General features: G+C 63.8%; 22 protein-coding genes and 1 pseudogene. 5 read left to right on the top strand and 18 right to left on the bottom strand.

What is annotated here, in order from left to right; translation table 11 throughout:
* Positions 1-197 precede the first annotated feature (197 nt).
* Positions 198-1,352 carry an ISNCY family transposase gene (locus tag ACIU1A_RS31635; protein ID WP_140898061.1) on the top strand — a complete coding sequence of 385 codons (1,155 nt, stop codon included), beginning with the start codon at positions 198-200 and terminating at the stop codon, positions 1,350-1,352.
* Between the two features lie 239 nt (positions 1,353-1,591).
* Positions 1,592-1,756 (top strand): hypothetical protein, encoded by a 165-nt coding sequence (locus tag ACIU1A_RS31630; RefSeq protein WP_181165285.1) that lies wholly within the window; start codon positions 1,592-1,594, stop codon positions 1,754-1,756.
* A 116-nt stretch (positions 1,757-1,872) separates the two neighbouring features.
* On the opposite strand, the gene ACIU1A_RS31625 is transcribed toward ACIU1A_RS31630, so the two are convergent.
* The 18 genes and pseudogenes from ACIU1A_RS31625 to ACIU1A_RS31540 all read right to left on the bottom strand — a co-directional run bounded on the left by ACIU1A_RS31625 (position 1,873) and on the right by ACIU1A_RS31540 (position 19,121).
* Positions 1,873-2,574: a tRNA (guanine(46)-N(7))-methyltransferase TrmB gene (locus ACIU1A_RS31625; RefSeq protein WP_404926131.1), complete on the bottom strand. Its 702-nt coding sequence runs from the start codon at positions 2,572-2,574 to the stop codon at positions 1,873-1,875.
* Between the two features lie 27 nt (positions 2,575-2,601).
* Positions 2,602-3,867 carry a methionine adenosyltransferase gene (gene metK / locus ACIU1A_RS31620; protein WP_140496798.1) on the bottom strand — a complete coding sequence of 422 codons (1,266 nt, stop codon included), beginning with the start codon at positions 3,865-3,867 and terminating at the stop codon, positions 2,602-2,604.
* Positions 3,868-4,036: 169 nt separating this feature from the next.
* Positions 4,037-4,456 (bottom strand): helix-turn-helix domain-containing protein, encoded by a 420-nt coding sequence (locus ACIU1A_RS31615; protein WP_404926130.1) that lies wholly within the window; start codon positions 4,454-4,456, stop codon positions 4,037-4,039.
* A gap of 139 nt (positions 4,457-4,595) precedes the next feature.
* Complete coding sequence (gene lnt / locus ACIU1A_RS31610; RefSeq protein ID WP_140496802.1) at positions 4,596-6,188, bottom strand: apolipoprotein N-acyltransferase; 1,593 nt, start codon at positions 6,186-6,188, stop codon at positions 4,596-4,598.
* Between the two features lie 200 nt (positions 6,189-6,388).
* A pseudogene (locus ACIU1A_RS31605) lies at positions 6,389-6,855 on the bottom strand (VOC family protein).
* Positions 6,856-6,865: 10 nt separating this feature from the next.
* Positions 6,866-7,960: a hemolysin family protein gene (locus tag ACIU1A_RS31600; RefSeq protein ID WP_404926129.1), complete on the bottom strand. Its 1,095-nt coding sequence runs from the start codon at positions 7,958-7,960 to the stop codon at positions 6,866-6,868.
* Between the two features lie 27 nt (positions 7,961-7,987).
* Positions 7,988-8,494 carry an rRNA maturation RNase YbeY gene (ybeY, locus tag ACIU1A_RS31595; protein WP_404926128.1) on the bottom strand — a complete coding sequence of 169 codons (507 nt, stop codon included), beginning with the start codon at positions 8,492-8,494 and terminating at the stop codon, positions 7,988-7,990.
* Between the two features lie 17 nt (positions 8,495-8,511).
* Positions 8,512-9,504: a PhoH family protein gene (locus ACIU1A_RS31590; RefSeq protein ID WP_224518987.1), complete on the bottom strand. Its 993-nt coding sequence runs from the start codon at positions 9,502-9,504 to the stop codon at positions 8,512-8,514.
* An 83-nt stretch (positions 9,505-9,587) separates the two neighbouring features.
* The gene (gene miaB / locus ACIU1A_RS31585; protein WP_404926127.1) at positions 9,588-10,997 is read right to left on the bottom strand and encodes a tRNA (N6-isopentenyl adenosine(37)-C2)-methylthiotransferase MiaB; all 1,410 of its coding nucleotides are present in this window, start codon (positions 10,995-10,997) and stop codon (positions 9,588-9,590) included.
* Positions 10,998-11,061: 64 nt separating this feature from the next.
* Positions 11,062-11,862 carry a lysophospholipid acyltransferase family protein gene (locus ACIU1A_RS31580; protein WP_404926126.1) on the bottom strand — a complete coding sequence of 267 codons (801 nt, stop codon included), beginning with the start codon at positions 11,860-11,862 and terminating at the stop codon, positions 11,062-11,064.
* A gap of 21 nt (positions 11,863-11,883) precedes the next feature.
* The gene (gene rimI, locus ACIU1A_RS31575; RefSeq protein ID WP_140496816.1) at positions 11,884-12,378 is read right to left on the bottom strand and encodes a ribosomal protein S18-alanine N-acetyltransferase; all 495 of its coding nucleotides are present in this window, start codon (positions 12,376-12,378) and stop codon (positions 11,884-11,886) included.
* Positions 12,378-13,055, bottom strand: coding sequence for a tRNA (adenosine(37)-N6)-threonylcarbamoyltransferase complex dimerization subunit type 1 TsaB (gene tsaB / locus ACIU1A_RS31570; protein WP_140580435.1), 678 nt, complete (start codon positions 13,053-13,055; stop codon positions 12,378-12,380). The genes rimI and tsaB overlap by 1 nt, the downstream gene beginning before the upstream one ends.
* A 110-nt stretch (positions 13,056-13,165) precedes the next feature.
* Positions 13,166-14,272 carry a DUF1513 domain-containing protein gene (locus tag ACIU1A_RS31565; protein ID WP_140559680.1) on the bottom strand — a complete coding sequence of 369 codons (1,107 nt, stop codon included), beginning with the start codon at positions 14,270-14,272 and terminating at the stop codon, positions 13,166-13,168.
* A 2-nt stretch (positions 14,273-14,274) separates the two neighbouring features.
* Positions 14,275-15,354 (bottom strand): imelysin family protein, encoded by a 1,080-nt coding sequence (locus ACIU1A_RS31560; RefSeq protein WP_404926125.1) that lies wholly within the window; start codon positions 15,352-15,354, stop codon positions 14,275-14,277.
* Positions 15,354-16,949, bottom strand: coding sequence for a di-heme oxidoredictase family protein (locus ACIU1A_RS31555; RefSeq protein WP_404926124.1), 1,596 nt, complete (start codon positions 16,947-16,949; stop codon positions 15,354-15,356). The genes ACIU1A_RS31560 and ACIU1A_RS31555 overlap by 1 nt, the downstream gene beginning before the upstream one ends.
* A 12-nt stretch (positions 16,950-16,961) precedes the next feature.
* Positions 16,962-17,447, bottom strand: coding sequence for a bacterioferritin (gene bfr, locus ACIU1A_RS31550; protein ID WP_140496826.1), 486 nt, complete (start codon positions 17,445-17,447; stop codon positions 16,962-16,964).
* Positions 17,413-17,724, bottom strand: coding sequence for a (2Fe-2S)-binding protein (locus tag ACIU1A_RS31545; protein ID WP_140523850.1), 312 nt, complete (start codon positions 17,722-17,724; stop codon positions 17,413-17,415). Before ACIU1A_RS31545 ends, bfr begins: the two co-directional genes overlap by 35 nt.
* A gap of 107 nt (positions 17,725-17,831) precedes the next feature.
* On the bottom strand, positions 17,832-19,121 hold the full coding sequence (locus tag ACIU1A_RS31540) for an imelysin family protein (RefSeq protein ID WP_404926123.1): 1,290 nt from the start codon (positions 19,119-19,121) through the stop codon (positions 17,832-17,834).
* Between the two features lie 439 nt (positions 19,122-19,560).
* Between ACIU1A_RS31540 and ACIU1A_RS31535 the strand changes: the two genes are divergently transcribed.
* Genes ACIU1A_RS31535 through ACIU1A_RS31525 form a run of 3 tightly spaced genes read left to right on the top strand, consistent with a single transcriptional unit; the run spans position 19,561 to position 21,414 of the window.
* The gene (locus tag ACIU1A_RS31535; protein ID WP_404926122.1) at positions 19,561-20,814 is read left to right on the top strand and encodes an NAD(P)/FAD-dependent oxidoreductase; all 1,254 of its coding nucleotides are present in this window, start codon (positions 19,561-19,563) and stop codon (positions 20,812-20,814) included.
* A 37-nt stretch (positions 20,815-20,851) separates the two neighbouring features.
* Positions 20,852-21,082 carry a type II toxin-antitoxin system ParD family antitoxin gene (locus ACIU1A_RS31530; protein WP_140496834.1) on the top strand — a complete coding sequence of 77 codons (231 nt, stop codon included), beginning with the start codon at positions 20,852-20,854 and terminating at the stop codon, positions 21,080-21,082.
* Between the two features lie 11 nt (positions 21,083-21,093).
* Positions 21,094-21,414 carry a type II toxin-antitoxin system RelE/ParE family toxin gene (locus ACIU1A_RS31525; protein WP_181167355.1) on the top strand — a complete coding sequence of 107 codons (321 nt, stop codon included), beginning with the start codon at positions 21,094-21,096 and terminating at the stop codon, positions 21,412-21,414.
* Positions 21,415-21,459: the final 45 nt, after the last annotated feature.

Below are 21,459 nucleotides of genomic sequence, written 5' to 3'. Positions count from 1 at the left end.
GTGGCCCCACTCTTCGTCATACCGACCAAGAATTTGAGGCTGATATAAACGATCCGCCCCGGTGTTTCAAGCCCGCCGTCCCAACTTGTCGTAAGCAGATGAGTTGTCCGGATTAGGTAGCACGTGAGTTGTCCGGTTTTATCGCCAGCGGATGGAGGCTGGGGATGAAGCGGACGGCATGGCTACAGGACCGGAGAATGCAGAAGTTTCGAGACGTATTGAGCCGCTGGAATGGTGGCGATCTTTCGATGATGGAGGCAGGCGAGTTGCTTGGCATGTCGGAGCGGCAATTCCGACGCTACCGCGACCGGTACGAAGAGGCTGGGGAAGCAGGGTTGCTGGATCGGCGCTTGGGCAAGCTTTCGACGCGTCGGGTGCCGGCGGAAGCGATTGAGGAGATGCTGGAGCTTTACCGTCATCGCTACCTCGGCTGGAATGTGAAGCATTTCCACGAGCACCTGCTGCGCGATCACCATTTCAGCTGGGGTTACACCTTCATCAAGACGCAGCTCCACGCGGCGGGCCTTGTGGAACGGGCCAAGCGGCGCGGTGCTCACCGGCGCAAGCGGGAGAGGAAGCCTTGCGAGGGGATGATGCTGCATCAGGATGGCAGCCGTCATCGATGGCTGGCGGGTGAGCCGATGCTGGACCTGATCGTGACGATGGACGATGCGACGAGCACGATCTATTCGGCCTTCCTGATCGAGGAGGAAGGCACGGCGTCGAGCTTTCAGGGCCTTCTGGAGACATTCGTCGCCAAGGGATTGCCATCGAGCCTCTACAGCGATCGCGGCAGCCACTATTTCGTGACGCTGAAGGCCGGCGAGGCGGTCGACAAAAGCCGGCTGACCCAGGTCGGCCGGGCGCTCGAGCGGCTGGGTATCGAACATATTCCAGCCTATTCCCCTGAAGCGCGAGGCCGCTCGGAGCGGATGTTCTCCACCTTGCAGGATCGGCTGCCGAGGGAGCTGGCGCTGGCCGGAATTGCCGACATCGAGGCCGCCAACCGGTTCATCGCACAGACCTACCTACCAGCTCACAATGCCCGCTTCGCCAGGCCGGCCGCGGTCGAGGACAGCGCCTTTGTCGCCGCAGACCCGCAACAACTGGCCCAGATCCTGTGCATCGAGGAGGAGCGCGTCGTTGCCCGCGACAACACGGTCGCCTTCGCGCGGCTGCGATTGCAGCTGCCGCAGAGCCCGATCCGGCATCACTTCGTCAAAGCCACCGTCAAGGTCAGGCACTACCCGGATGGAACCCTGGCGATCTTTCACGGGCCGCGCCGCATCGCTCGCTACAGCTCTGACGGCGCCGCAATCGAAGACACTTGCCCCATCAGGCAAGCCGCGTGAACCGCTTCGACGCCAAAACAGAAGCGGACAGATCATGTGCTACCAAACCGGACAACTTGATTAGCTACCGACAGCCCGCCGTCCCAACTGCGCGAATGTCCTGGCGCATTGGGGTTGCGCCAGGTGCATGCCATCCATGCGGCAACGGCCCTTGTTGGTCCTCAAGCCGCGCTCCTATCTATGTTGCATTGCACAAAACGACAGCGATAGCGCGTCACCGCACGCAAAAGGACATGACAATGAACAGCCGCAAGGTTTTTTCCGCCATAGGCGATCTCTTCACCACATTCGGCAGCGCCGTAGCCGCGTCGCGGGCGGTGGAAGCCAGCCGCAAGCCGCACGCCCAGGATCTGCGCAGGCTCGGCATGGATCCGACGGCTTTCGACAAGATCGGCCGTTTCTGAACTCCGGCCAACGGGCGACATTCGATTTCTGTGTCTCCGCAACAATTGAAGATCGCCCCCCTCACGAAGGGCGCCTGGATCCTGATGCCCAAATCCCGATGCCTGGGATCTGATGCCTAGGTCCTGATGAAGGTAAGATAGGCCGGCCGCCTGCCCTCGCGGACGGCTTTCGCCTCGTAGCGGGTGCCTGGCCAGCCATCGTAGGGGCGATGCCAGTCGACGGCCTCTGAAGCCTGCCAGGCGAAACCGCCATGCGCACGGCAATGCAGCAGGGTCCAGTTCACATAGGTGTCGATGTCGGAAGCGAAACGGAATTCGCCGCCACGCTTCACAACGCGTGCGAAACGCTCGAGATTGACCGGGCTGACGAAACGGCGCTTCCAGTGCTTCTTCTTCGGCCACGGATCGGGATAGAGCAGGTCGATGCCATCGAGCGAGGCCTGCGGCAGCCAGTCGAGCAGCCGCGTGGCGTCGTCGTCGTAGACCCTGAGGTTGGCCAGCGGCTTTTCCCGCACCGCCGTCATCATCTTGGCCATGCCGTTGACGAAGGGCTCGACACCGATAAAGCCGGTCATCGGCGCTTCGGTCGCGCGATGCAGGAGATGCTCGCCGCCGCCAAAGCCGATTTCGAGGCGAACGGCGGAAACATCGGCTTCGAACAGAGCCCGCAGATCCGACGGTGCCTCAGTCGTCAGATCGAGCCGATAGGTGTCGAGGCCGCTTTCCAGCGCCGCCGCCTGCTGCGGGCGAACCGGCTTGCCGCGCCGACGGCCGAAGAAGGCTTCTGTCGCGCGGCTTGGCCTGTCCCCGGAACTCATCGGCTGATCAAGGTCCTGTCGCCGCCCTCAGGCAGCGACAGCATCCTTGAGCGCCTTGGCGAGATCGGTCTTTTCCCAGGAAAAAGATCCGTCGCGGCCGGCCTTGCGGCCGAAATGACCGTAGGACGAGGTCTTGGCGTAGATCGGCTTGTTGAGGTCGAGGTGGCGGCGGATGCCGGACGGCGACAGGTCCATCACAGTGCGCAGCGCCTCCTCGAGCCTTGCCTCGTCGACCTTGCCGGTGCCGTGCAGGTCGACATAGACCGACAAGGGCTGGGCGACGCCGATGGCGTAGGAAAGCTGGATGGTGCAGCGGTCGGCAAGTTTCGCCGCCACAACGTTCTTGGCCAGGTAGCGCGCCGCATAAGCGGCCGAACGGTCGACCTTGGTGGTGTCCTTGCCCGAGAAAGCGCCGCCGCCATGGGGTGCGGCGCCGCCATAGGTGTCGACGATGATCTTGCGGCCGGTCAGCCCGGCGTCGCCATCAGGCCCGCCGATAACGAACTTGCCGGTCGGATTGATGTACCACATGCAATCGTCGGCGATCTTGAGGTCACCCAATGCCTCGCGGATATAGGGCTCGACGACCTTGCGCACCTTCTTGGAATCCCAGCTCGCATCGAGGTGCTGGGTCGACAGCACGATCTGCGTCGCTTCGGCGGCCTTGCCGTCGATATAGCGGACGGTGACCTGGCTCTTGGCGTCCGGCCCGAGCTTGCCGGCATCGCCGTTGTTCTGGTGGCGGGCGGCGGCCAGGAGTTCGAGGATCTTGTGGCTGTAGTAGATCGGCGCCGGCATCAGGTCCGGCGTCTCGCGGCAGGCATAGCCAAACATGATGCCCTGGTCGCCGGCACCCTCCTCGCCCTGGCGGTCGGAGGCATTGTCGACGCCTTGGCCGATATCGGGCGACTGGCCATGCAACAGAACGTCGATCTTGGCCTTTTTCCAGTGGAAGCCGGCCTGCTCATAGCCGATCTCGCGGATCGCCTTGCGGGCGACCGACTTGAACTTCGCCGGGTTGACGACCGGATGGCCGGCGGCATCCCTCAGGATGTTGCCTTCCTTGTCCTTCTTCAGCAGCGTCTCGGGAACGCGCACCTCGCCGGCGATGACGACGCGGTTGGTGGTCGCCAGCGTCTCGCAGGCGACGCGGACTTTCCACGGGTCCATGCCCGTCTTCTTGGCCTCACGGTAGACCAGGTCGACGATCTCGTCGGATATCCGGTCACAAACTTTGTCGGGATGGCCCTCGGCAACGGATTCCGAGGTAAAGAAGTAGTTCTGCCGCGTCACGGGTGTCCCCTCTTGAAAAAACGATCGGCAGGCTGCCGATTTGGCGCGCCACGTGTTAGCGGGGCGAAGCGCCGCTCGTCAAGCGGTGCCGCCCTTCTGGCATGAATGTCGATGTCGATATTTTGTACCACCAGCGGCCGAAATGCCGCCGGTCGAGTCCTGTTGCGGATCAGTCGGAATCTTCGGACGCCAGCGACTTCACCAGGTCTATGATCCTGCGACGCACCTTGACGTCGGCGATCTTGACGAAGGCCCGGTTGAGTTGAAGGCCCTCCGGGCTGCCGCAGAATTCCACGGCGAAAGCCATCGAAGCATTCTCCGCGAAACCGCGGCCGGCCGGGCTCTCCTGGCCCGGCGCATCCTCGAAAAAGAAGGCGACAGGCACGCCGAGTATGGATGCTATCGCCTGCAGGCGGCTTGCGCCGACCCGGTTGGTGCCCTTTTCATATTTCTGTATCTGCTGAAATGTGATGCCGAGGTTCTCGCCTAGTTTTTCCTGGCTCATTCCCAACATATTGCGGCGAAGCCGGATGCGACTTCCAACATGGATGTCGATCGGATTCGGTTTCTTCTTGTTATCTTCTGTCATTTTTTCCTCGCCGAATTTTTTCGGCTTTGTGATTTTTTTCCTACCCAAACAAAGCCGGAGGCGACTGCCCCAACAGAACGATCCACCGGCTTCGAGAAATTTTCAGGCGTTACAGTATGAGTTTCTAATGTGTCGACTGTCAATTCACCCGTAGCCTTTGCCTTACATTGAACAGGACGGCAGCCAGGGCAAACAGCAACATGATCAGCATTCCGTTAATGCGCAGCTGGCCGGCGGACACGACAGCTTGCCGCGAGATTGGCACACGGACGTCGATGGCCCCGCGCGCGTCGATCGCCAGCGCATCGACGATGCGCCCCCGTGGGTCGACAACCGCCGAGATGCCGTTGTTGGCCGCACGCAACAAGGGCAACCCGTTCTCCACCGCGCGAATCTGAGCCTGCCTGAAATGCTGATAGGGACCCGGCGTATCGCCGAACCACGCATCGTTGGTAACGTTGACAATAAGCTGCGCTGACGTTGCGTCAACCGCCACCAGTTCGGGAAAGATCACTTCGTAACAGATGAAGGGCAAGGCGCGGACGCCATCCGGCAGCGTGATCGCATGCCGCTCATTGCCTGCCGTGAAGGTCACCGGGCCAGCGACCAGTTGTTCGATGCCGAAACGATCGAGCAGGTCGGCGAAAGGCAGGTATTCGCCGAACGGCACCAGATGGACCTTGTCGACGGCGTCAGCGATTTCGCCCTTGTCGTTGATCGCCACCACGGAGTTGTAGTAGCGGCTGCCGGCACCGGCCGCCGCACCGCCTTCCTCGCGCACGACGCCGGCGATCAGCATCTGGCCGGCGTCCAGCATGTCGCCCAGTGCGGTCAAAGCGTCCGGCCGCTCGGTGAGGAGGAACGGGACCGAGGTTTCGGGCCACAGGATCAGTTGCGGCTTTTCATGGCCGGGGTCCGGCGCCTTGGCCGACAGGCCTATCAAGGTGGCGAAGATACGGTCGCGCACCGAGGCGTCCCACTTTTCCGAAAGGTCCACGGCCGGCTGGACGATGCGCACATCGATCGTGCGGGCCTCAGGCGCGGCCGGAGCGTTGAGCCTGAGATAGCCGAAGCCGGCATGAGCGGCGACGAGCACGACAAGCAGCGCGACGCCAAGACGAAGATGCGTGCGCGCCGCCAGCAGCGCCGGCAGCGAGAAGACGAACACGGCGAGCACGTTCATGCCGACCATCCCGGTGACCGAGACGCTCTGCATCAGCAGGGGCACCGGCATCGCCGCGTAGCCGATCGCATTCCAGGGAAAGCCGGTGAACAGGAAGCCGCGCAGCCACTCGGCCAGCCCGAAGGCGGCGGCCAGGGCCGCGATGCGGCCGATGTCGTTGCTCCACAGGAGCCGGGCGACCATGGCCGCAAAGCCGTAGAAGAAGGCCAATGCAAAGGGGATGCCGACCACCGCGAAGGGCAGCGCCCAGGCGAAACTGTCGGCCTCTACAAGCAGCGCCGATCCGATCCACCACAGGCCGGCGAGGAAATAGCCGAAGCCGAACCACCAGCCGACGGCAAAGGCCGGCCGCAGCCGCGCAAACAGGCTGCCCGAGGCCTCACCGGTCGCCCCGTCGAGCAGCCAGACCAGCAGCGGAAACGAAATGAAACAAGCGGCAAAGAAATCGTACGGCGCCTGGCCGAGCACCGCCAGGGCGCCCGCGAGGAACGCCACGAGCGCACGCCGCCAACCCCAAAACAGAATTATCCGGCCGGCCAGGCGGTTCATGCATTGTTCCGAGTCGTGCGAATCACGGCAGCAGATTTATCAGGCCGCGGCCTGCGCTCCAAACTTCGGGTGGTCTGCCGTGAAACCCACTCACCACTGCTGGAGCGCATCGCGTTTGAACTGATCAGACGACGCGCCTTAGGTCTTTGTTTTTGTGCATGTCCTCCTCCCAAAACCGAAGTTACTTAGGGCGACATGGATCAGCGGTGCCACCCTTCTATGCGCACGTCGCCGAGCCGTTCGGCCTCTTCCAGCGGAACGGAGCGGATGGTCTGGGTGAAGGTCCAGACATGGCCCTCGGGATCGCGCGCCCGATACTGGCGCTCGCCGTAGAACTGGTCCGCCGGCTCCTGGATTATACCGGCACCCGCCGTCCGCGCCTGCTCGCAATGTGCATCAATGCCGTCTTTCAGCCTGACATAGACCGACTGCGTGTTCTTGCCCGAGACCGAGGCCGGGCTGGCGACGTAGTCGCTCCATTCGAATCGACAATGATGTAGCAGTCGCCGAACCGCATCTCGGAATGGACGAGCTTGCCGTCGGCATCGCTGACCACCATGCTGCGCTCGAAGCCGAAAGCTGCCTCCAGCCAATCCAGCGCGGCCCGCGGATCCCTGTAGAACACGCCGGATCCCAAGGCGGCGTGCTTGAAGGGGTCTTCGGTCATCCGCAGGCGCTTAAGCCTGCTCGGTGCGCGCCGCGGCGCGGCGGCGACGTTCGCCCTTCTGGTTCTGCACGATGCGCACGCGCTTGACGCGGCGCGGATCGGCGTCGAGCACATGGAACTCGAAGCCAGGGATGGCCTGCACCACCTCGCCGCGCGCCGGCACCCGGCCAAGCGTGTTGAAGATCATGCCGCCGATGGTGTCGACATACTCGCCATGTTCGCCGGCGGCGAAATCCCCGCCGATCATCTTGGCAACCTCGTCGATCTCGGCCTTGCCGTCGACGACGAACACGCCTTCACCGGTCTGGGTGATCATCGGCTCGTCGTCGTCGTGCTCGTCCTCGATGTCGCCGACCACCATCTCGACGATATCCTCGAGCGAGACGAGCCCGTCGGTGCCGCCATACTCGTCGATGACCAGCGCCATCTGCGTGCGGGTCGTCTGCATGCGGCCCATCAGATCGGAGGCCAGCATGGACGGCGGCACGAACAGCACCGGCCGGATCAGGTTCAGTTCGCCTATGGTGCGCGAGAGATCGACCTGGGTGAGGTCGAGAACCGTGGCCGTGGGTGTCTTCCTGGTCGCCCGGCCCTTCCTGACGCGCGCAATCTTGGTGATATGGGCCAGCACGTCGCGGATATGGACCATGCCGCGCGGGTCGTCGAGCGTCTCGGCATAGACCGGCATGCGGGAATGGCCGGACTGCTCGAACATGCCAAGCAGATCGCCAACCGTGGTCGTGATCTCGACCGCCTCGATGTCGGCGCGCGGCACCATGACGTCCTCGACGCGCACCTCGCGCAGCCGCAGGATGTTGTTGAGCATGGCGCGTTCGCCCGGCGAAAAGGATTCGACATCGCTCGTCGTCTCGGCGAGCGCGCCGGCGATCTCCTCGCGCAGGCTGGTTCCGTTGCGTTGCCTGAACAGGCCCAGAACGCGGTTGAACAGGGAAGGCCCGGCAGGCGACGGCTCACTGGCAGCGCTGCCGGTGTTGGCAACGCCAGGGGTAATGGTACTCGGACTTGATCCCTCTTCCGACGTATCGGAAGCCTTGGTCGCACTGCCGGCGTCGGGGCGGACGGCAGTTTCAGGTTTGTCGTTCATCTTCGTCCGTCAATTGGTGTTTTGTAGTTACGCGTAGGGATCGGGAATGGCAAGTCTGGCGAGCGCGGCGCGCTCGACGGCCTCCATCTCCTCGGCCTCGGCATCGGTCTCGTGATCATGGCCCATGAGATGCAGCAGGCCGTGGATGACGAGATGGGAAATATGGTTCTCCAGCGGCTTGTCTTCCAGTCCCGCCTCGCGCGCCACCGTCTCCGCGGCCAGCACGATATCGCCGAGCATCGGCGGCAGGGGACCGCCCTTGGGGAAAGGAAAAGCCGGAAAAGACAAGACGTTGGTCGGCTTGTCCTTGCCGCGCCAGCCGGCATTGAGCGCCTGGACATGGGCATCGTCGGAAAAAACGACGCTGAGTTCGGAATGGCCAGCCGCACCCGTCTCGGCGAATGCCGCGGCGGCGGCGGCGCCGACCAGCCGGACAAGCTCGGCTTCGTCCGGCCAATGCCCGGCCTCGACCGTCAGATCGATGTCGATGGGCAGCGGCGGAGCCGGCCCGTTCGGCGTTTCGGGCTCAACCATGAGGTCGCTCGATCAAATCAGCCTTCGGTCCCCAGGCCGCGGGCGAGCTTGCCGTCACGGTCGTAGGCCTTGACGATCTCGGCGACCAGAGGATGCCTGACGACGTCGCCTTCATTGAAGCGGACCGTCACCATGCCGGTCACACCGTCGAGGATCCGGAGCGCCTCGACAAGGCCGGACTTGGTGTTCTGCGGCAAATCGATCTGCGTTGGGTCGCCGGTGACGATCATGCGCGAATTCTCGCCCAGACGGGTCAGGAACATCTTCATCTGCATCGGCGTGGTGTTCTGCGCCTCGTCGAGAATGACGGCGGCATGCGCCAGCGTGCGGCCGCGCATGAAGGCGAGCGGTGCGATCTCGATCACCTCAGCGGCGATGGCGCGTTCGACCTTGTCGGCCGGCATCATGTCATAGAGCGCGTCGTAGAGCGGCCGCAGGTAGGGATCGACCTTCTCCTTCATGTCGCCCGGCAGGAAGCCCAGCCGCTCGCCGGCCTCGACGGCAGGCCGCGACAGCACGATGCGCTCGACCATGCCGCGTTCGAGCAGCATCGCCGCATGCGCCACCGCCAGGTAGGTTTTGCCGGTACCGGCCGGGCCGATGCCGAACACCAGTTCCGAGCGCTCCAGCGCCCGCATATACGCGTCCTGCGTGAGCGAGCGGGCGTAGATCGTCTTCTTGCGCGTCGATATCTGGGCGGCCGAAACCTTGCCCTTGCGCTCCAGCGTCGGCAGCGTGAGCTGGTCATCGGCGGCGACCGCCATGCGCACGGCGCCGTCGACATCGGACTGGCCGATATCCACCCCCTTCTGGAGGATGCCGTAGAGGTTGTCCAACGCGCGGCGGGCCTGCTCGGCGGCGGAAGCCGACCCCTTGATGGTCAGCTGGTTGCCGCGCGAGCGGATGTCGACGCCCAGTTTCTGCTCGAGCCGGGCGAGGTTCTCGTCGAACTGGCCGTAGAGGGCGCTGGCAAGCTTGTTGTTGTCGAAAGTCAGTACGATGTGCGCCATGTCAGAAGCCCCAGATGCCGGTACCGGGGGCAGGTTCTTCAGCTCCGCTGCGCTCAACCGTCTCTCCTCATCTGCCGAGGTCATCAGACCAATTCGGCGAACAGGCTATTGTAACCCGTCTTCGTGATTCGCACCTGGATAATGTCACCGATTTCGCCGGCCTTTTCATCAACAATAACGGGCTGAAGCCAAGGTGAGCGTCCGACCTTCTGGCCGGCCTGGCGACCGGGCTTCTCGATCAGCGTATCTATGGTGCGGCCGACGAGACTCAAGCCGAAATCCTGCTGCTGCTTCAAAAGCAGCGCCTGGAGCCGCTGCAAACGCTCGTCCTTGACCGCTTCCGGCACATGGCCGGCCATCTCGGCGCCCGGCGTGCCGGGGCGCGGCGAATATTTGAACGAGAAGGCCGAGGCGTAGTTCACCTGGCGCACCAGCTCCATCGTCGCCTCGAAATCCGTCTCGGTCTCGCCGGGGAAACCGACGATGAAATCGCCCGACAGCGCGATATCGGGCCGCACGGCGCGGATGCGGTCGAGCAGCGCCAGATAATCAGCCGCCGTGTGCCTGCGGTTCATCGCCTTCAGGATGCGGTCGGACCCGGATTGCACCGGCAGATGCAGATACGGCATCAGTGCCGGCAGGTCGCGATGGGCCGCTATCAACTCGTCGTCCATGTCGCGCGGGTGGCTCGTGGTGTAGCGCAGGCGCGCCAGCCCGGGAATTTCGGCCAGCCTGAACAGAAGGCGGCCAAGGCCCCATTCCTCGCCGTTTTCGCCTTGTCCATGCCAGGCATTGACGTTCTGGCCAAGCAGCGTCACCTCACGCACCCCGGCTTCGGCCAGGCGCTCGGCTTCGGCGACGATCTGTGCCACCGGCCGCGACACTTCGGCCCCCCTGGTGTAGGGCACGACGCAGAAGGTACAGAACTTGTCGCAGCCCTCCTGGACGGTGAGAAAGGCGGTGACGCCGCGCTTGATCACCTCGGCGCGCTTCGGCTGCGGCAAGTGCTCGAACTTGTCCTCGATGGCGTAGTCGGTCTCGACGATCTTCTCGCCGCCGCGCACCCTGGCCAGTACGTCCGGCAGCCGGTGATAGGTCTGCGGGCCGATGACCAGGTCCACGGCGGGCGAGCGGCGGATGATCTCGGCCCCTTCGGCCTGCGCCACGCAACCGGCGACGCCGATTAGCAACTCGCGGCCGGCGGCGGCGCGTTCGGCCTTCATCTCGCGAATGCGACCGAGCTCGGAATAGACCTTTTCAGCCGCTTTTTCCCTGATATGGCAGGTGTTTAGCAGCACCAGGTCGGCTTCGCCGATGGTCTGCGTCGCCGTGTAGCCGTCGGCGGCCAGCGCATCTGTCATGCGCTGCGAATCATAGACGTTCATCTGGCAGCCATAAGTCTTGACGAAGACCTTTTTCGCCGCCGCGGAAATTACTGCCTGCTCTCCAGCCGCAGTCCCGATGTCGTGGCTTTCAACCGTGTTCAAGTCCATCCGGCGGCTTCTAACGCCTTTCCGCGACAAAAAACAGACGATTCTGCCTGGGGGCCTTCGGGATTCAGCGGCTCGGGCGCGGCGCGGCCAGTGCCGCCTGCATCATTTCGCGCACGCGGCTTTCCATCAGCTTCGCCGTTTCCTTCCGGTTCGACCCCTTGGCGAAGGCAATCGGTTCGCCGAAATGCACCTCGACATCGAGCGCGCCTTCCGCCATCAGCACTTTGAGATGCGGCATCAGGTCCTCGTCGCCGATCCACGCCGCGATCGGCCGGTGCCGGCGGCCGAGCGGCACGCCATGCAACCGGGTATAGGCGATCGCTACCGGCTGGATGAAGACCTGCTCCGCCGCGCCCTCCGAAATCGCCATCGAGGCGGCACCGAACAGCGTGCTCTTGAAGGGCAGGACGATGTTGCCGTCGCCCGTCGAGCCCTCGGCAAACAGCACCATGGCATCGCCCTTGGCCATGCGGTTGGCGATCTCGCTCGCCTGGTCGCCGGACGAGCGCTTGCGCTCACGCTCGATGAAGACGGTGCGCTGCAGCTTCGACAACATGCCGATCAGCGGCCAGCCTTCCATGTCGGCCCTGGCGATGAACTTCACATCGGCAAAAGAACCCAGCACCATGATGTCGGTCCAGGAGATGTGATTTGAGGCAATCAACAAGGGGCGCTGGTTGGACATCGTGCCGTTGACATGGATGCGCATGCCGAGCGCCCTGACGATCAGCCTGTGCCAGATCTTGAGGATGAAGGTTTCCGGCCACCAGCCGGTCTTCATCGACAGGACCTGCAAAGGCACTAGGATCAGCGAACCGGCGACGACCAGCCCTATCGCCAGGAAAACCCTGATTTTTCCGATCATCGCTCCACCCCGAAAACCTGGCTAGCGAAGATCGCGGCGCATGACAAGCGCGCCGGTCGGTCCATGCTCGGGCGACCTGTAATAGTTGGGGCGCTTACCGACCTCGCGGAATCCGAGACGCCTGTAGAGGGCGATCGCGGCGACATTGGTCTCGTCGACCTCGAGGAAGAGCGCTTCGGCGCGTTGCGCGTGCAGTTCGCGCAGCACCGCGTCCATCAACTGCCAGCCGAGCCCCTGGCGGCGATGCGACCGCGCCACCGCGACGGTCAGGATCTCGCCCTCGCCGGCCGCCAGCCGGGCCAGCACGAAGCCGACCGGCGGCTTGGCGCCCTGCCCGGTTTCGCGCGCGGCATAGCCGAACACGGTGTCCTGTTCGAGCAAGGCCGCGAACTCGCCATCGGTCCATGGGCGGACGAAGTCCTCGCGGTGCAGGAGCGAGACCGCCGGACTGTCGGTGGTCCTGAGCGGTTCGAGCGCGTAATCGCGGCGGCGCGGCTGGAGAAAAGGTATGCGCATTATTTCCCTTGCCTGGAAAGTATGAACCCGGCCTGCGGCTTGGCGTCGGCGCCGCGCAGATAAAGAGGTTTCGGCCTCTCGCCGTCGCCCTTGGCGACCGCCAGGCGGGCGTAAGTGAGAATGTCCGCGGTCGCCGTCTCGGGTCCGATGTCGAAGGAGCGTCCGGCGGATGCCGCGATCCGCGTCGCGGCGGTTCCGGCGAGCACCGAAGACCGCTCGCTCGCCATGGCCACGGCATCCGCCAGCGTGACCACGGCCGGACCGTAAGTCAAAACCGACATCTCATCATAGAGAGCGGCATGGATCTCCTCGCGTCCGGCATCGAGTGCGGCCAGCACGGCGCGCCCGGGAAATGCCCGTGCCGCCTCGGCTGCCAGCGCCTCGAGCGTCGTCACGCCGATTGCAGGCACCTTGAGCGCCAGCGCCAAGCCGCGCGCCGTGGAAACCCCGACGCGCAGGCCGGTGAAGGAACCGGGGCCGACGGAGACGGCGATGGCGCCAAGACCGGCATAGGCGGTTGCACCGGCCTTCAGCGCCTCGGCGATGACGCCCATCAGATGCTCGGCATGGCCCTTGCCGAGATCGAGCACCGCGCGGCCGAGTTCCTGCCTCGCCCCGGCATCATAGACGCAGGCGGCGCAGAGGTTGGCGGCACAGTCGATGGCGAGCACTTTCATGAAACGACCGGTTCGAAAAACAATTCCCTGTGCCTGCCACAGCGCGCCACCGCAAGGGGATAGCGCATAATTTGTTAAGCGGCTTCGTTCCGGCACAGCGGGAACGGTGTCTATGCGGCAGGCGCTATGCGCAGCATGTGGTTGTCCCAGACATAGTCCGGTTCGGACCGTGTCGCGCCATTGCCCTCGACGATTTCGCCGGCTCCGGTGGTAGCCATGAAACCCGTCCCGTCGGGCGCCACGCCGCAGACCTCGACCAGTGCGCTTGACGAGACGAGCCGCCCGCTCGCCGCATCGATCACCACAAGCGAATTGCCTTCCGGCGAAGAGACGGCAATGGTGCCGGCAACCGGATTGGCGGCGACGGAACCGATATAGTTGCGGAAGCCGGACAGGACATCCCGCGGCATGTCGAGGAGCTGCAAATCCTTGCCGCGCGCCGCGCGGCCGACCAGCAGCGGACGGTCGGTGCCGGGTCCCCGGTACTGGCAGCCGAACCAGACGGTGCCGGTCTGGTCGGTGTCCATGTGGCGGATCGACAACTGGTGCAGCGCCGCCGGCAATTCGTGCTTCTCGACCAGATCGCCGGTGACACGGTCGATGAGTACATAGGATGGCTTCATGGTGGCGATGTTGAGCTCGGCGCGGCCATAATCGGGATGAGTCTCGATGCCGCCATTGGCAACGGCGATCGTCCTGCCGTCGCCCAGGAGCAGAAGCTCGTGGGGTCCCATGCCATAGGTCGGGAATTCACCAAGGCGCTTGAATTTCGCCCGCGCGTCGTAGACGCCGACGACGCCGGCCGCGTTGTCGAAATCGTTCTCGGTGGCATAAAGCAGGGCGCCGTCCGGGGAGAACACGCCATGGCCGAAGAAATGCCGGCCGGTGATGCTGGCGATGGTCAGCGGTTCATCGCGCCCGGCGTGATCGAAGACCACGGCGAAGGTGCCGGGCTGGCGGGCGAACACCACTGAGCGCTTCGATATGGGATCGAAGGTGACGTCGTGGCCGCGGTCGGGCAAGTCGATCGCGTGCAGGAGCTTGCCGGCCTCGGACAGGATTGCGGCGCCATAGCTGCCGTCGCGCTTGACGAAGGCGGTGGCGAAGACGGCATCGGCGGCAAGCGTATTTGCCCAGGCCGGCGGCGCCATCGCGGCGGCAAAACCGATGCCCGCGGCTCTCAGGAAATCGCGACGGTCAATGAGGGAGGTTTTCACGCTCAGTCCCCATCCAGCGAGGAAAAACCGGCGGTCAGGCCGAATTCGGCGGTCAGCCTGGTGCCGAACAGGGTCGACAGGCTGGAGGTGATCAGCGCGAGATGCTCGAGCTTTGCGCGCAGCGCCGGGTCGGCGAGCGCCATGTCGATCGGCCCCTGGACCGACTTCGCGGTGGCGAAGCCGTTGACCAGCTGGATACGGATCGATTCCGCCATCCAGCGCGCATCGGCCGGCAGCGCATCGCCGAGCTTCGAGGCCTCGAACAGCCCGTCGATGCCGGCAAGGTTTCCGGCCAGCGAATTGGTGGTGTTTTGCGAACGCCAGTAGATCGCCTGTTTCGGCTTGTCCGCCTCCGGCTTGCCGCCCAGGAAGCCTTTCAGGCGCACGTCGCGAACCATTTCCAGCTCGTTGATGAAGATGCCGACCAGTTCCGTCACCGCTTCCGTGCCGTCGCGATAGAGCGGATTCTGCGGCCCCGGATTGGCCCAGAGCGCCGCAAAGCCGTCCGACTTGTTCCAGGCGTCGGCGACATCGCCGGCCATGGTTTCGATGTTGCCGGCAACCGCCGCACCATAGGCGCAGCGATAGGGATCGTTCTTGCCGGCAAGCGCATCGGCGCCGTCACCGTAGAGCACGAACTCCAAGGCGCCGAGCCCCTGCATGGCGACGCTCTTGCCGGAAAGCTGTGCCGGATCGGTGGCGCTCGGGTCTTGGGCGGCCAACGCGGCCTGCACCTGTTTCAGGCCGATGCTTTTGCGATCCGGCCAGAACAGCATTCGCTCCAGCCGGTTGTTTTCCTTGACCGGGCCGAACCCGATGATCTCGGCCGAAGACCAGGCATCCACCGTGCGCGAGAATTCGGCGCGTGCCGCATCGAGATCGCCCTTTGAGGGTTTTTCGCAAAGCGCGTGCATCGCCTTGTTCAAGCCCGCCGCGCGGTCGTGCAGACTGGCGTAGGCCGGCCGGACAAAGCCGTCGATTGCCCGCTGGATGACGTCGGTGGCCTTCACCGCCGCCGATGCGGGGGTGGCGCCCAGCAGGGCCAGAGGAAGAAGGATTACCAGCGCGGAACGCTTCAACATCACAGGGACTCCAGGAATTTGACCAAGGCATCGCGGTCGGCCGCATCGGCGGCGGCGAAGCGGTCGCGCGATTTCTGGCCCTCGCCGCCATGCCAAAGAATCGCCTCGACCAGGCTGCGGGCGCGGCCATCGTGCAGATAAAAATTGTTGCCGTTGACCGTTTCGGTGAGGCCTATGCCCCATAGCGGCGGCGTGCGCCATTCGTTGCCCGTCGCCTCGCCCACCGCCTGGCCGTCGGCAAGGCCGGGGCCCATGTCGTGCAGCAGGAAGTCGGAATAGGGCCAGATAAGCTGGAAGGCCTGCGCCTTGTTGGGCGCGTCGCGGCGGGTTACGAATTTCGGCGCGTGGCAGGAAACGCAGCCGATCTCGTAGAAGAGTTTCTTTCCGGCGAGCACATCCGGGGCGCCGAGGTCGCGGCGCGCCGGCACGGCCAGGTTCTGCGAATAGAAGGTGACGAGGTCCATGACCGGCGCCGGCGCCTCGGCCGGACCGAGCCGCTCCTGCACGCCGTCCGGCATGGCAAGGCAATCCTTCTCGGCGGCGGTGCAGTCGCCCCAGTGTTTGGGCTCCTCCGGCGTCGAGATGCCGATGTCGCCGGCAAAGGCATCCGCGGCCTGCTGGCGGATTGACGCGGTCTGCGCCTTCCAGCCGAAACGACCAAGAGCGAGCGCGCCGCTTATGCCGTCGCGCACGATGTTCGGCCTGCCGGAAATGCCGTCGCCGTCCCGGTCGTCCGGATCGGCATGGGCGAGTATATCAGCAGGCGCGATCTGCTCGATGAGGCCGAGCCCGATCATCGGCGGCGTCAGACGCGGCGACAGCGTGGTGCGCGGATCGAGCGGGCCGTAGGCCAGATCATCGACCGCGTAAGCGGGCTTGCGCAGCGAAACCACGGCGCCGTCGCCGAGCCCGACCTTTTCCTCGATATAGTCGACGCGCATCCGGCCCTCGCCGCGCAGGCCGGGGACGGCCAGGTCCTGCAGCTGCGAACCGTAGACCGGATCGGGGATGTTGAGCAGCCTGTGGTCGGCAAGCCCAGCCTTCTCCTCCTCGGTGCTCGCCTCTCGCGCCAGCCGCAGGAACATCGACGTGCTGCCGGTGCCTTGCGGCGGACGGCCGCGGCCGTCCTTCAGATGACAGTTCTGGCAGGCGCGTTCGTTGAACAGCGGTCCGAGCCCGTCGGAAGCCTGCGTCGAGGACGGCGACGACACCCAATTCTTGCGAAACAGGGCGTTGCCCAGCTTGAAGGTGCCTTCCTCCTCGAAGGTGATGTTGGCCGACGATTGCGAGAAGGAATCGCGGTTGACGTCCTTCCTGGACGTGCCGGCGCCGCCTTGCATCAATTCGAACTGCTCGGGTTTCGAGAAGTCCTTGGTCGGCCTGGTAACGGCTGCGACGCGCGCCTGATCCTTCGGGCTGAGGTCGGTGCGCGTGGCGGCGAAATTGGCGGGCTGCTGCGAGCCGGACCCGCCCGTGGCGAAGGCCAAAAGGATGATGACGGCCGAACCGGAAAGCACGACGCTTCCCGGTTTTCTGTTTGACGAGAGGCCTTCGGCCCGCCGCCAGCGGCGCAGCAATGCTAGGGTGCGCCGCATTCCCGCATGCCCTTACTCCGCCTCGTCCGCCGATGCGGCATTGAGCTGGCCGTATTTTTCCTCGCCGATCGAGGCAAGCAGATCGAGCTGCGTCTCGAGGAAGTCGATGTGCCCCTCCTCGTCGGCCAAGAGTTCCTCGAACAGTTTCATGCTGACATAGTCGCCAGCTTCGTTGCAGACCTCGCGCGAGCGCTTGTAGGCGGTGCGAGCGTCATACTCGCCGGCAAGGTCGGATTCGAGCACTTCCTTCACGTTCTGTCCGATACGCAGCGGCGCCACGGACTGCAGATTGGGGTGGCCTTCCAGGAAGATGATCCGGGCCACGAGCTTGTCGGCATGGTGCATCTCCTCGATCGATTCGGCGCGTTCCTTTTTGGCGAGCTTGGCGTATCCCCAGTCCTCCAGCAGACGGAAATGGACCCAATACTGATTGACGGCACCAAGCTCCAGGAACAGAGCCTCGTTAAGCCGCTCGATGATCTGTGGTTCGCCTTTCATGGGTTCTGCTCCCGTATTGGACGCGCAGGCCTCTGACGCGATCCAGATGTGAAACGATGTCAACGCCGCTCGCCTGCGAGCGGGCGTGGTAGTTCTCGGTGACCCGAATGATCGTTTCGACCACATTTGGGAAGCAGCCGCAACAGCGACCGCGCTTGTGCATGGCGTGATAGACTTTTGCCGGCACGATGAGCTGCCAGGGATCCTGGTCCAGCAGCCCGACGATCGTCTGCTCAATCTCCTTCTCGGTGATGATGTTGCAATGGCAGATCAGCATAAACTTGCTCGGATGGCTGACGGCGCCTTCCGCGCCGTGTGGCTTGACCCTATCTTCACCGCGCCGAAGCCTTTGTGACTTCGGCCCGGGCTTCCAGGCTTCGACGCTTACTGGAACACCTTGTCCGGCGCATCAAGGCTGTCTGAACCCTCAAAGGCTATGGCGTTGAGCTTCAGCGCGCCGACGGCGCGTTCGACCGATTTGGTCTGGTCGATCAGTGCGTCGATTGCCGCCTGCACTGTGGCGTTGCCCTCGGTGTTGCCTTCGGCGATCTGCTGGTCGTAAGCCTCGCCACCTTCGGCGCGGGCCTTGATCGCCTCCATCTTGGCGACGGTGACATCGAGCTTGTCAGACAGTTCCTTGTCGATGGCCGGATCAGCCGCCTTGACCATGTCCGCCACCGACGGCCCTGAAATAACGGTGCCGTCCAGCCTGGTGTAGCTGGCGTGATAGGCGGCGCGGATGCCGACGGCGTCATAGAGATGGGAATTGTAGGTGTTGTCGGAGAAGCAGTCATGCTCCTCTTCCGGATCGTGCAGCAGCAGGCCGAGTTTCATGCGCTCGCCGGCGAGTTCGCCGTAGGAGAGCGAGCCCATGCCGGTAAAGATGGCCGAAATGGCGGCGTTCGGCTCGCCGTCGACCAGGTTCCTGCGCGCAGCGCCGCCTTCCTTCCAGTCGCCGACCATCTCCTGGAGGTCGGACACCAAAAGCGTGCTGGCTGACTTCAGATATTCCGCGCGGCGGTCGCAATTGTCGCCGGTGCAGTTCTTGAGATCATAGTCGGTGTAGGGGCGCTCGCCGGCGCCCGGTCCGGTGCCGTGCAGGTCCTGACCCCAGAGCAGGAACTCGATGGCATGGTAGCCGGTGGCGACATTGGCCTCCACGCCGCCGGCCTCCTGCAGCGTGCCGGAGAGGAATTCCGGCGAAAGCTTCGAGGCGTCCACCTTCTTGCCGTTGATCTCGATCTCCTTGTTGGCGATCACATTGGCCGTGTAGAGCGAATTCGCGTCGGATTCTGTGCCGTAGCTCTTGGCGACATAATCGATCAGGCCTTCGTCCAGCGGCCAGGAATTCACCTTGCCTTCCCAGTCGTCGACGATCTTGTTGCCGAAGCGGTAGACCTCGGTCTGCTGGTAGGGAACGCGCGATGCCTTCCAGGCCTCGCGGGCGGCATTGAGCGTCTCGGCCGAAGGCTTGGCCAACAAGGTATCGACCGCCTTGTCGAGCGCCTGCGCGGTGGTCAGCGAATCCTCGTATTTGGCAAGCGCGATGTCGGCATAGGTCTTGATGACCGACTTGGGATCGCTCTCGGCCTTGGCCGGCAGCACGAACACCGCCGCCGTCAGCAGCGCCGTGGCACTGACCGCCGCAAGCCTGCTGCCATGTCGTGCCGTCATTATCACTCTCCAGTTTTTCGGGAATTTTGTGAACGGCGCGCGCGACAACCGGCGCCAGGCCATGTGCAGGCCGTCATTCGCGGGGCACGCCGCGCTGTCGCGCGGATCGAAGAAGAAAGACACCAAAATGCCTCCAATCGAAAGGGTTCAAGGCCCAGACATCAAAGGGATGCGCCGATGCGCGAGGCCCCATAAAGCTTCAGGACCGATGGAAGTCAACGAAAATCGACAGGAAAACTCAATCTAAACAACAGTTTAGAATTATTCTAAACTGCGATAGTCAACTTTAGCCGCCTGCACCGTGTGCCGAGTTCGTCACCGAACTGTCCGATTGACAGCCGCCGTTCCGGGTGCGACCCGCAAATGCCCCCTTGCGGCGGCGCCGAGACAATTGCCACGTGGCGAGACATCCTAAAATCAAGTTCGGGATCGGAATGCGATGAAGAACGGCGTGGTCATTGTCGGTGCGGGACATGCGGGCGTGCAGTCGGCGGCAAGCCTGCGCGAGGACGGTTATGACGGGCCGGTGATCCTCGTCGGCGATGAGAACGAGCTGCCCTATCACAAGCCGCCGCTGTCGAAGACCTTCATCAAGGATACCGAGGCCAAGCCACAACCCTTGCGTGGCGAGGCATTTTACACCGGCAGCGCCGTCGACTACCGGCCGGGCGTTCGGATCGACCGCATCGATGCCGGACGTCGCCGTTTGGAGATATCAGGCGGCGGCGAACTTGCCTTCGATCATCTGATCCTCGCCACCGGCTCGCGCCCGCGCCTGCTGCCGCTGCCCGGCGCGGATCTGTCCGGTGTAGTGTCGCTGCGCTCGCTTTCCGATGCGCGGCTGATCCGGGACTTGAGCGCACGGAGCGAAGACGTCGTCATCCTCGGCGGCGGCTTCATCGGGCTGGAGATCGCGGCGACGCTGCGCGCGGCCGGCCGCACCGTAACGGTCGTGGAAGCGGTCGACCGGCTGCTTGGCCGCGCCGTGGCGCCGATCGTGGCGGGCCATGTCCGCCAACGGCTGGAAGCGACCGGCGTGCACATTCTCACCGGCACCACGATCGCAAGGCTCGAAGGCGAAAACGGCCATGTCACGGCAGCGATCACCTCGTCTGGCGAAAGGCTGCCGGCGCGCATGGTCGTCGTCGGCATCGGCGCCGTGCCCAATGTCGAATTGGCGCAGCAAGCCGGCCTCACCATCGCCAACGGCATTCGCGTCGACCACCAGATGCGGAGCTCGGTGCCGGAAATCCTCGCCATCGGCGACGCCGCCTCCTATCGACACTGGTTCACCGGGGGCGACGTGCGGCTGGAATCGGTACAGAACGCTACCGACCAGGCGCGGCTTGCCGCGCGCACCATAACGGGCCATGCCGACGCCTATTCGGCCGTGCCCTGGTTCTGGTCCGACATCGGCGACATGAAGCTGCAGATGGTCGGTCTGACATCCGGCGGCGACAGCCATGTCGTGCTGGGCGATCTCGCCGACAACAAGTTCTCGATCTACCACTATGCCGCAGACAGGCTGCTCGGCATCGAATCGGTCAACCGCCCCGGCGACCACATGCTCGGCCGCAAGATGCTGAGCGCCGGCTTCTCGCCGGCGCCACAGACGGTGGCAGCGGGGCCGGACGGATTGAAAGCGGCGCTGGTCGCGTTCCAGAACAAAGAGTCAGCCGAGGCCAGTGCCTAAGATTGCCAATTTTTGCCATAGGCTATAAAATGCCTGAATGAGCACCATGAACATCTCCCTGCCGGAAAGCTTGAAGCATTTTGTCGATCAGCAAGTGACCGATCGCGGCTATGGCACGAGCAGCGAGTATGTGCGTGAATTGATCCGCCGCGATCAAGATCGTCAGCTTCTGCGCGGCTTGCTCCTTGAGGGCGCATCGTCCGCCCCGGGCGCTCCGGTTGACGACGACTATTTCGCCGCGCTGCGGAAACGGGCGCAGGGCCAATAGAGTAAGTGCCCATAAAGGCGATCATTCCTCGAAAACTAGCCCTGCGGGATGTCGAGGATGCTGTCGATTACTATACGCGAGAAGCTGGTTCGCGCGCGGCATTGGGCTACATCGAGGAGCTTCAAAACGCCTACAAACTGCTAGCCAGCCATCCCGCATCGGGCTCTCTGAGATATGGCTACGAAATTGGATTGCCTGGTCTGCGTAGCGTGCAAGTCAGGCGCTATCCATACCTGATTTTTTATCTTGAACAGACCGACCATATCGATGTTTGGCGGGTGCTGCACGCCAAGATGGACATTCCAGCCTGGTTACAGAATCCGAGCTCCTGACGGCACGTTCACCGGGCTCAGTGTAAGCCGTCAGGAGAAATGGGC

The sequence above is a fragment of the Mesorhizobium maamorense genome (genome assembly GCF_044998965.1).
GTDB lineage: Bacteria > Pseudomonadota > Alphaproteobacteria > Rhizobiales > Rhizobiaceae > Mesorhizobium.
This window is presented reverse-complemented; position numbering and strand designations above follow the sequence as displayed.

Bases quoted from the DNA above. Each gene is read 5' to 3' on its own strand.
- lnt (WP_140496802.1), bottom strand. From the start codon at position 6,188: ATGAACCGCCTGGCCGGCCGGATAATTCTGTTTTGGGGTTGGCGGCGT.
- miaB (WP_404926127.1), bottom strand. From the start codon at position 10,997: ATGGACTTGAACACGGTTGAAAGCCACGACATCGGGACTGCGGCTGGA.
- bfr (WP_140496826.1), bottom strand. From the start codon at position 17,447: ATGAAAGGCGAACCACAGATCATCGAGCGGCTTAACGAGGCTCTGTTC.
- ACIU1A_RS31535 (WP_404926122.1), top strand. From the start codon at position 19,561: ATGAAGAACGGCGTGGTCATTGTCGGTGCGGGACATGCGGGCGTGCAG.
- ACIU1A_RS31555 (WP_404926124.1), bottom strand. From the start codon at position 16,949: ATGCGGCGCACCCTAGCATTGCTGCGCCGCTGGCGGCGGGCCGAAGGC.
- ACIU1A_RS31635 (WP_140898061.1), top strand. From the start codon at position 198: ATGCAGAAGTTTCGAGACGTATTGAGCCGCTGGAATGGTGGCGATCTT.
- ACIU1A_RS31630 (WP_181165285.1), top strand. From the start codon at position 1,592: ATGAACAGCCGCAAGGTTTTTTCCGCCATAGGCGATCTCTTCACCACA.
- ACIU1A_RS31560 (WP_404926125.1), bottom strand. From the start codon at position 15,354: ATGTTGAAGCGTTCCGCGCTGGTAATCCTTCTTCCTCTGGCCCTGCTG.
- ACIU1A_RS31580 (WP_404926126.1), bottom strand. From the start codon at position 11,862: ATGATCGGAAAAATCAGGGTTTTCCTGGCGATAGGGCTGGTCGTCGCC.
- ACIU1A_RS31590 (WP_224518987.1), bottom strand. From the start codon at position 9,504: ATGGCGCACATCGTACTGACTTTCGACAACAACAAGCTTGCCAGCGCC.
- ACIU1A_RS31530 (WP_140496834.1), top strand. From the start codon at position 20,852: ATGAGCACCATGAACATCTCCCTGCCGGAAAGCTTGAAGCATTTTGTC.
- ACIU1A_RS31600 (WP_404926129.1), bottom strand. From the start codon at position 7,960: ATGAACGACAAACCTGAAACTGCCGTCCGCCCCGACGCCGGCAGTGCG.
- ACIU1A_RS31615 (WP_404926130.1), bottom strand. From the start codon at position 4,456: ATGACAGAAGATAACAAGAAGAAACCGAATCCGATCGACATCCATGTT.
- tsaB (WP_140580435.1), bottom strand. From the start codon at position 13,055: ATGAAAGTGCTCGCCATCGACTGTGCCGCCAACCTCTGCGCCGCCTGC.
- rimI (WP_140496816.1), bottom strand. From the start codon at position 12,378: ATGCGCATACCTTTTCTCCAGCCGCGCCGCCGCGATTACGCGCTCGAA.
- ACIU1A_RS31625 (WP_404926131.1), bottom strand. From the start codon at position 2,574: ATGAGTTCCGGGGACAGGCCAAGCCGCGCGACAGAAGCCTTCTTCGGC.
- ybeY (WP_404926128.1), bottom strand. From the start codon at position 8,494: ATGGTTGAGCCCGAAACGCCGAACGGGCCGGCTCCGCCGCTGCCCATC.
- ACIU1A_RS31540 (WP_404926123.1), bottom strand. From the start codon at position 19,121: ATGACGGCACGACATGGCAGCAGGCTTGCGGCGGTCAGTGCCACGGCG.
- ACIU1A_RS31545 (WP_140523850.1), bottom strand. From the start codon at position 17,724: ATGCTGATCTGCCATTGCAACATCATCACCGAGAAGGAGATTGAGCAG.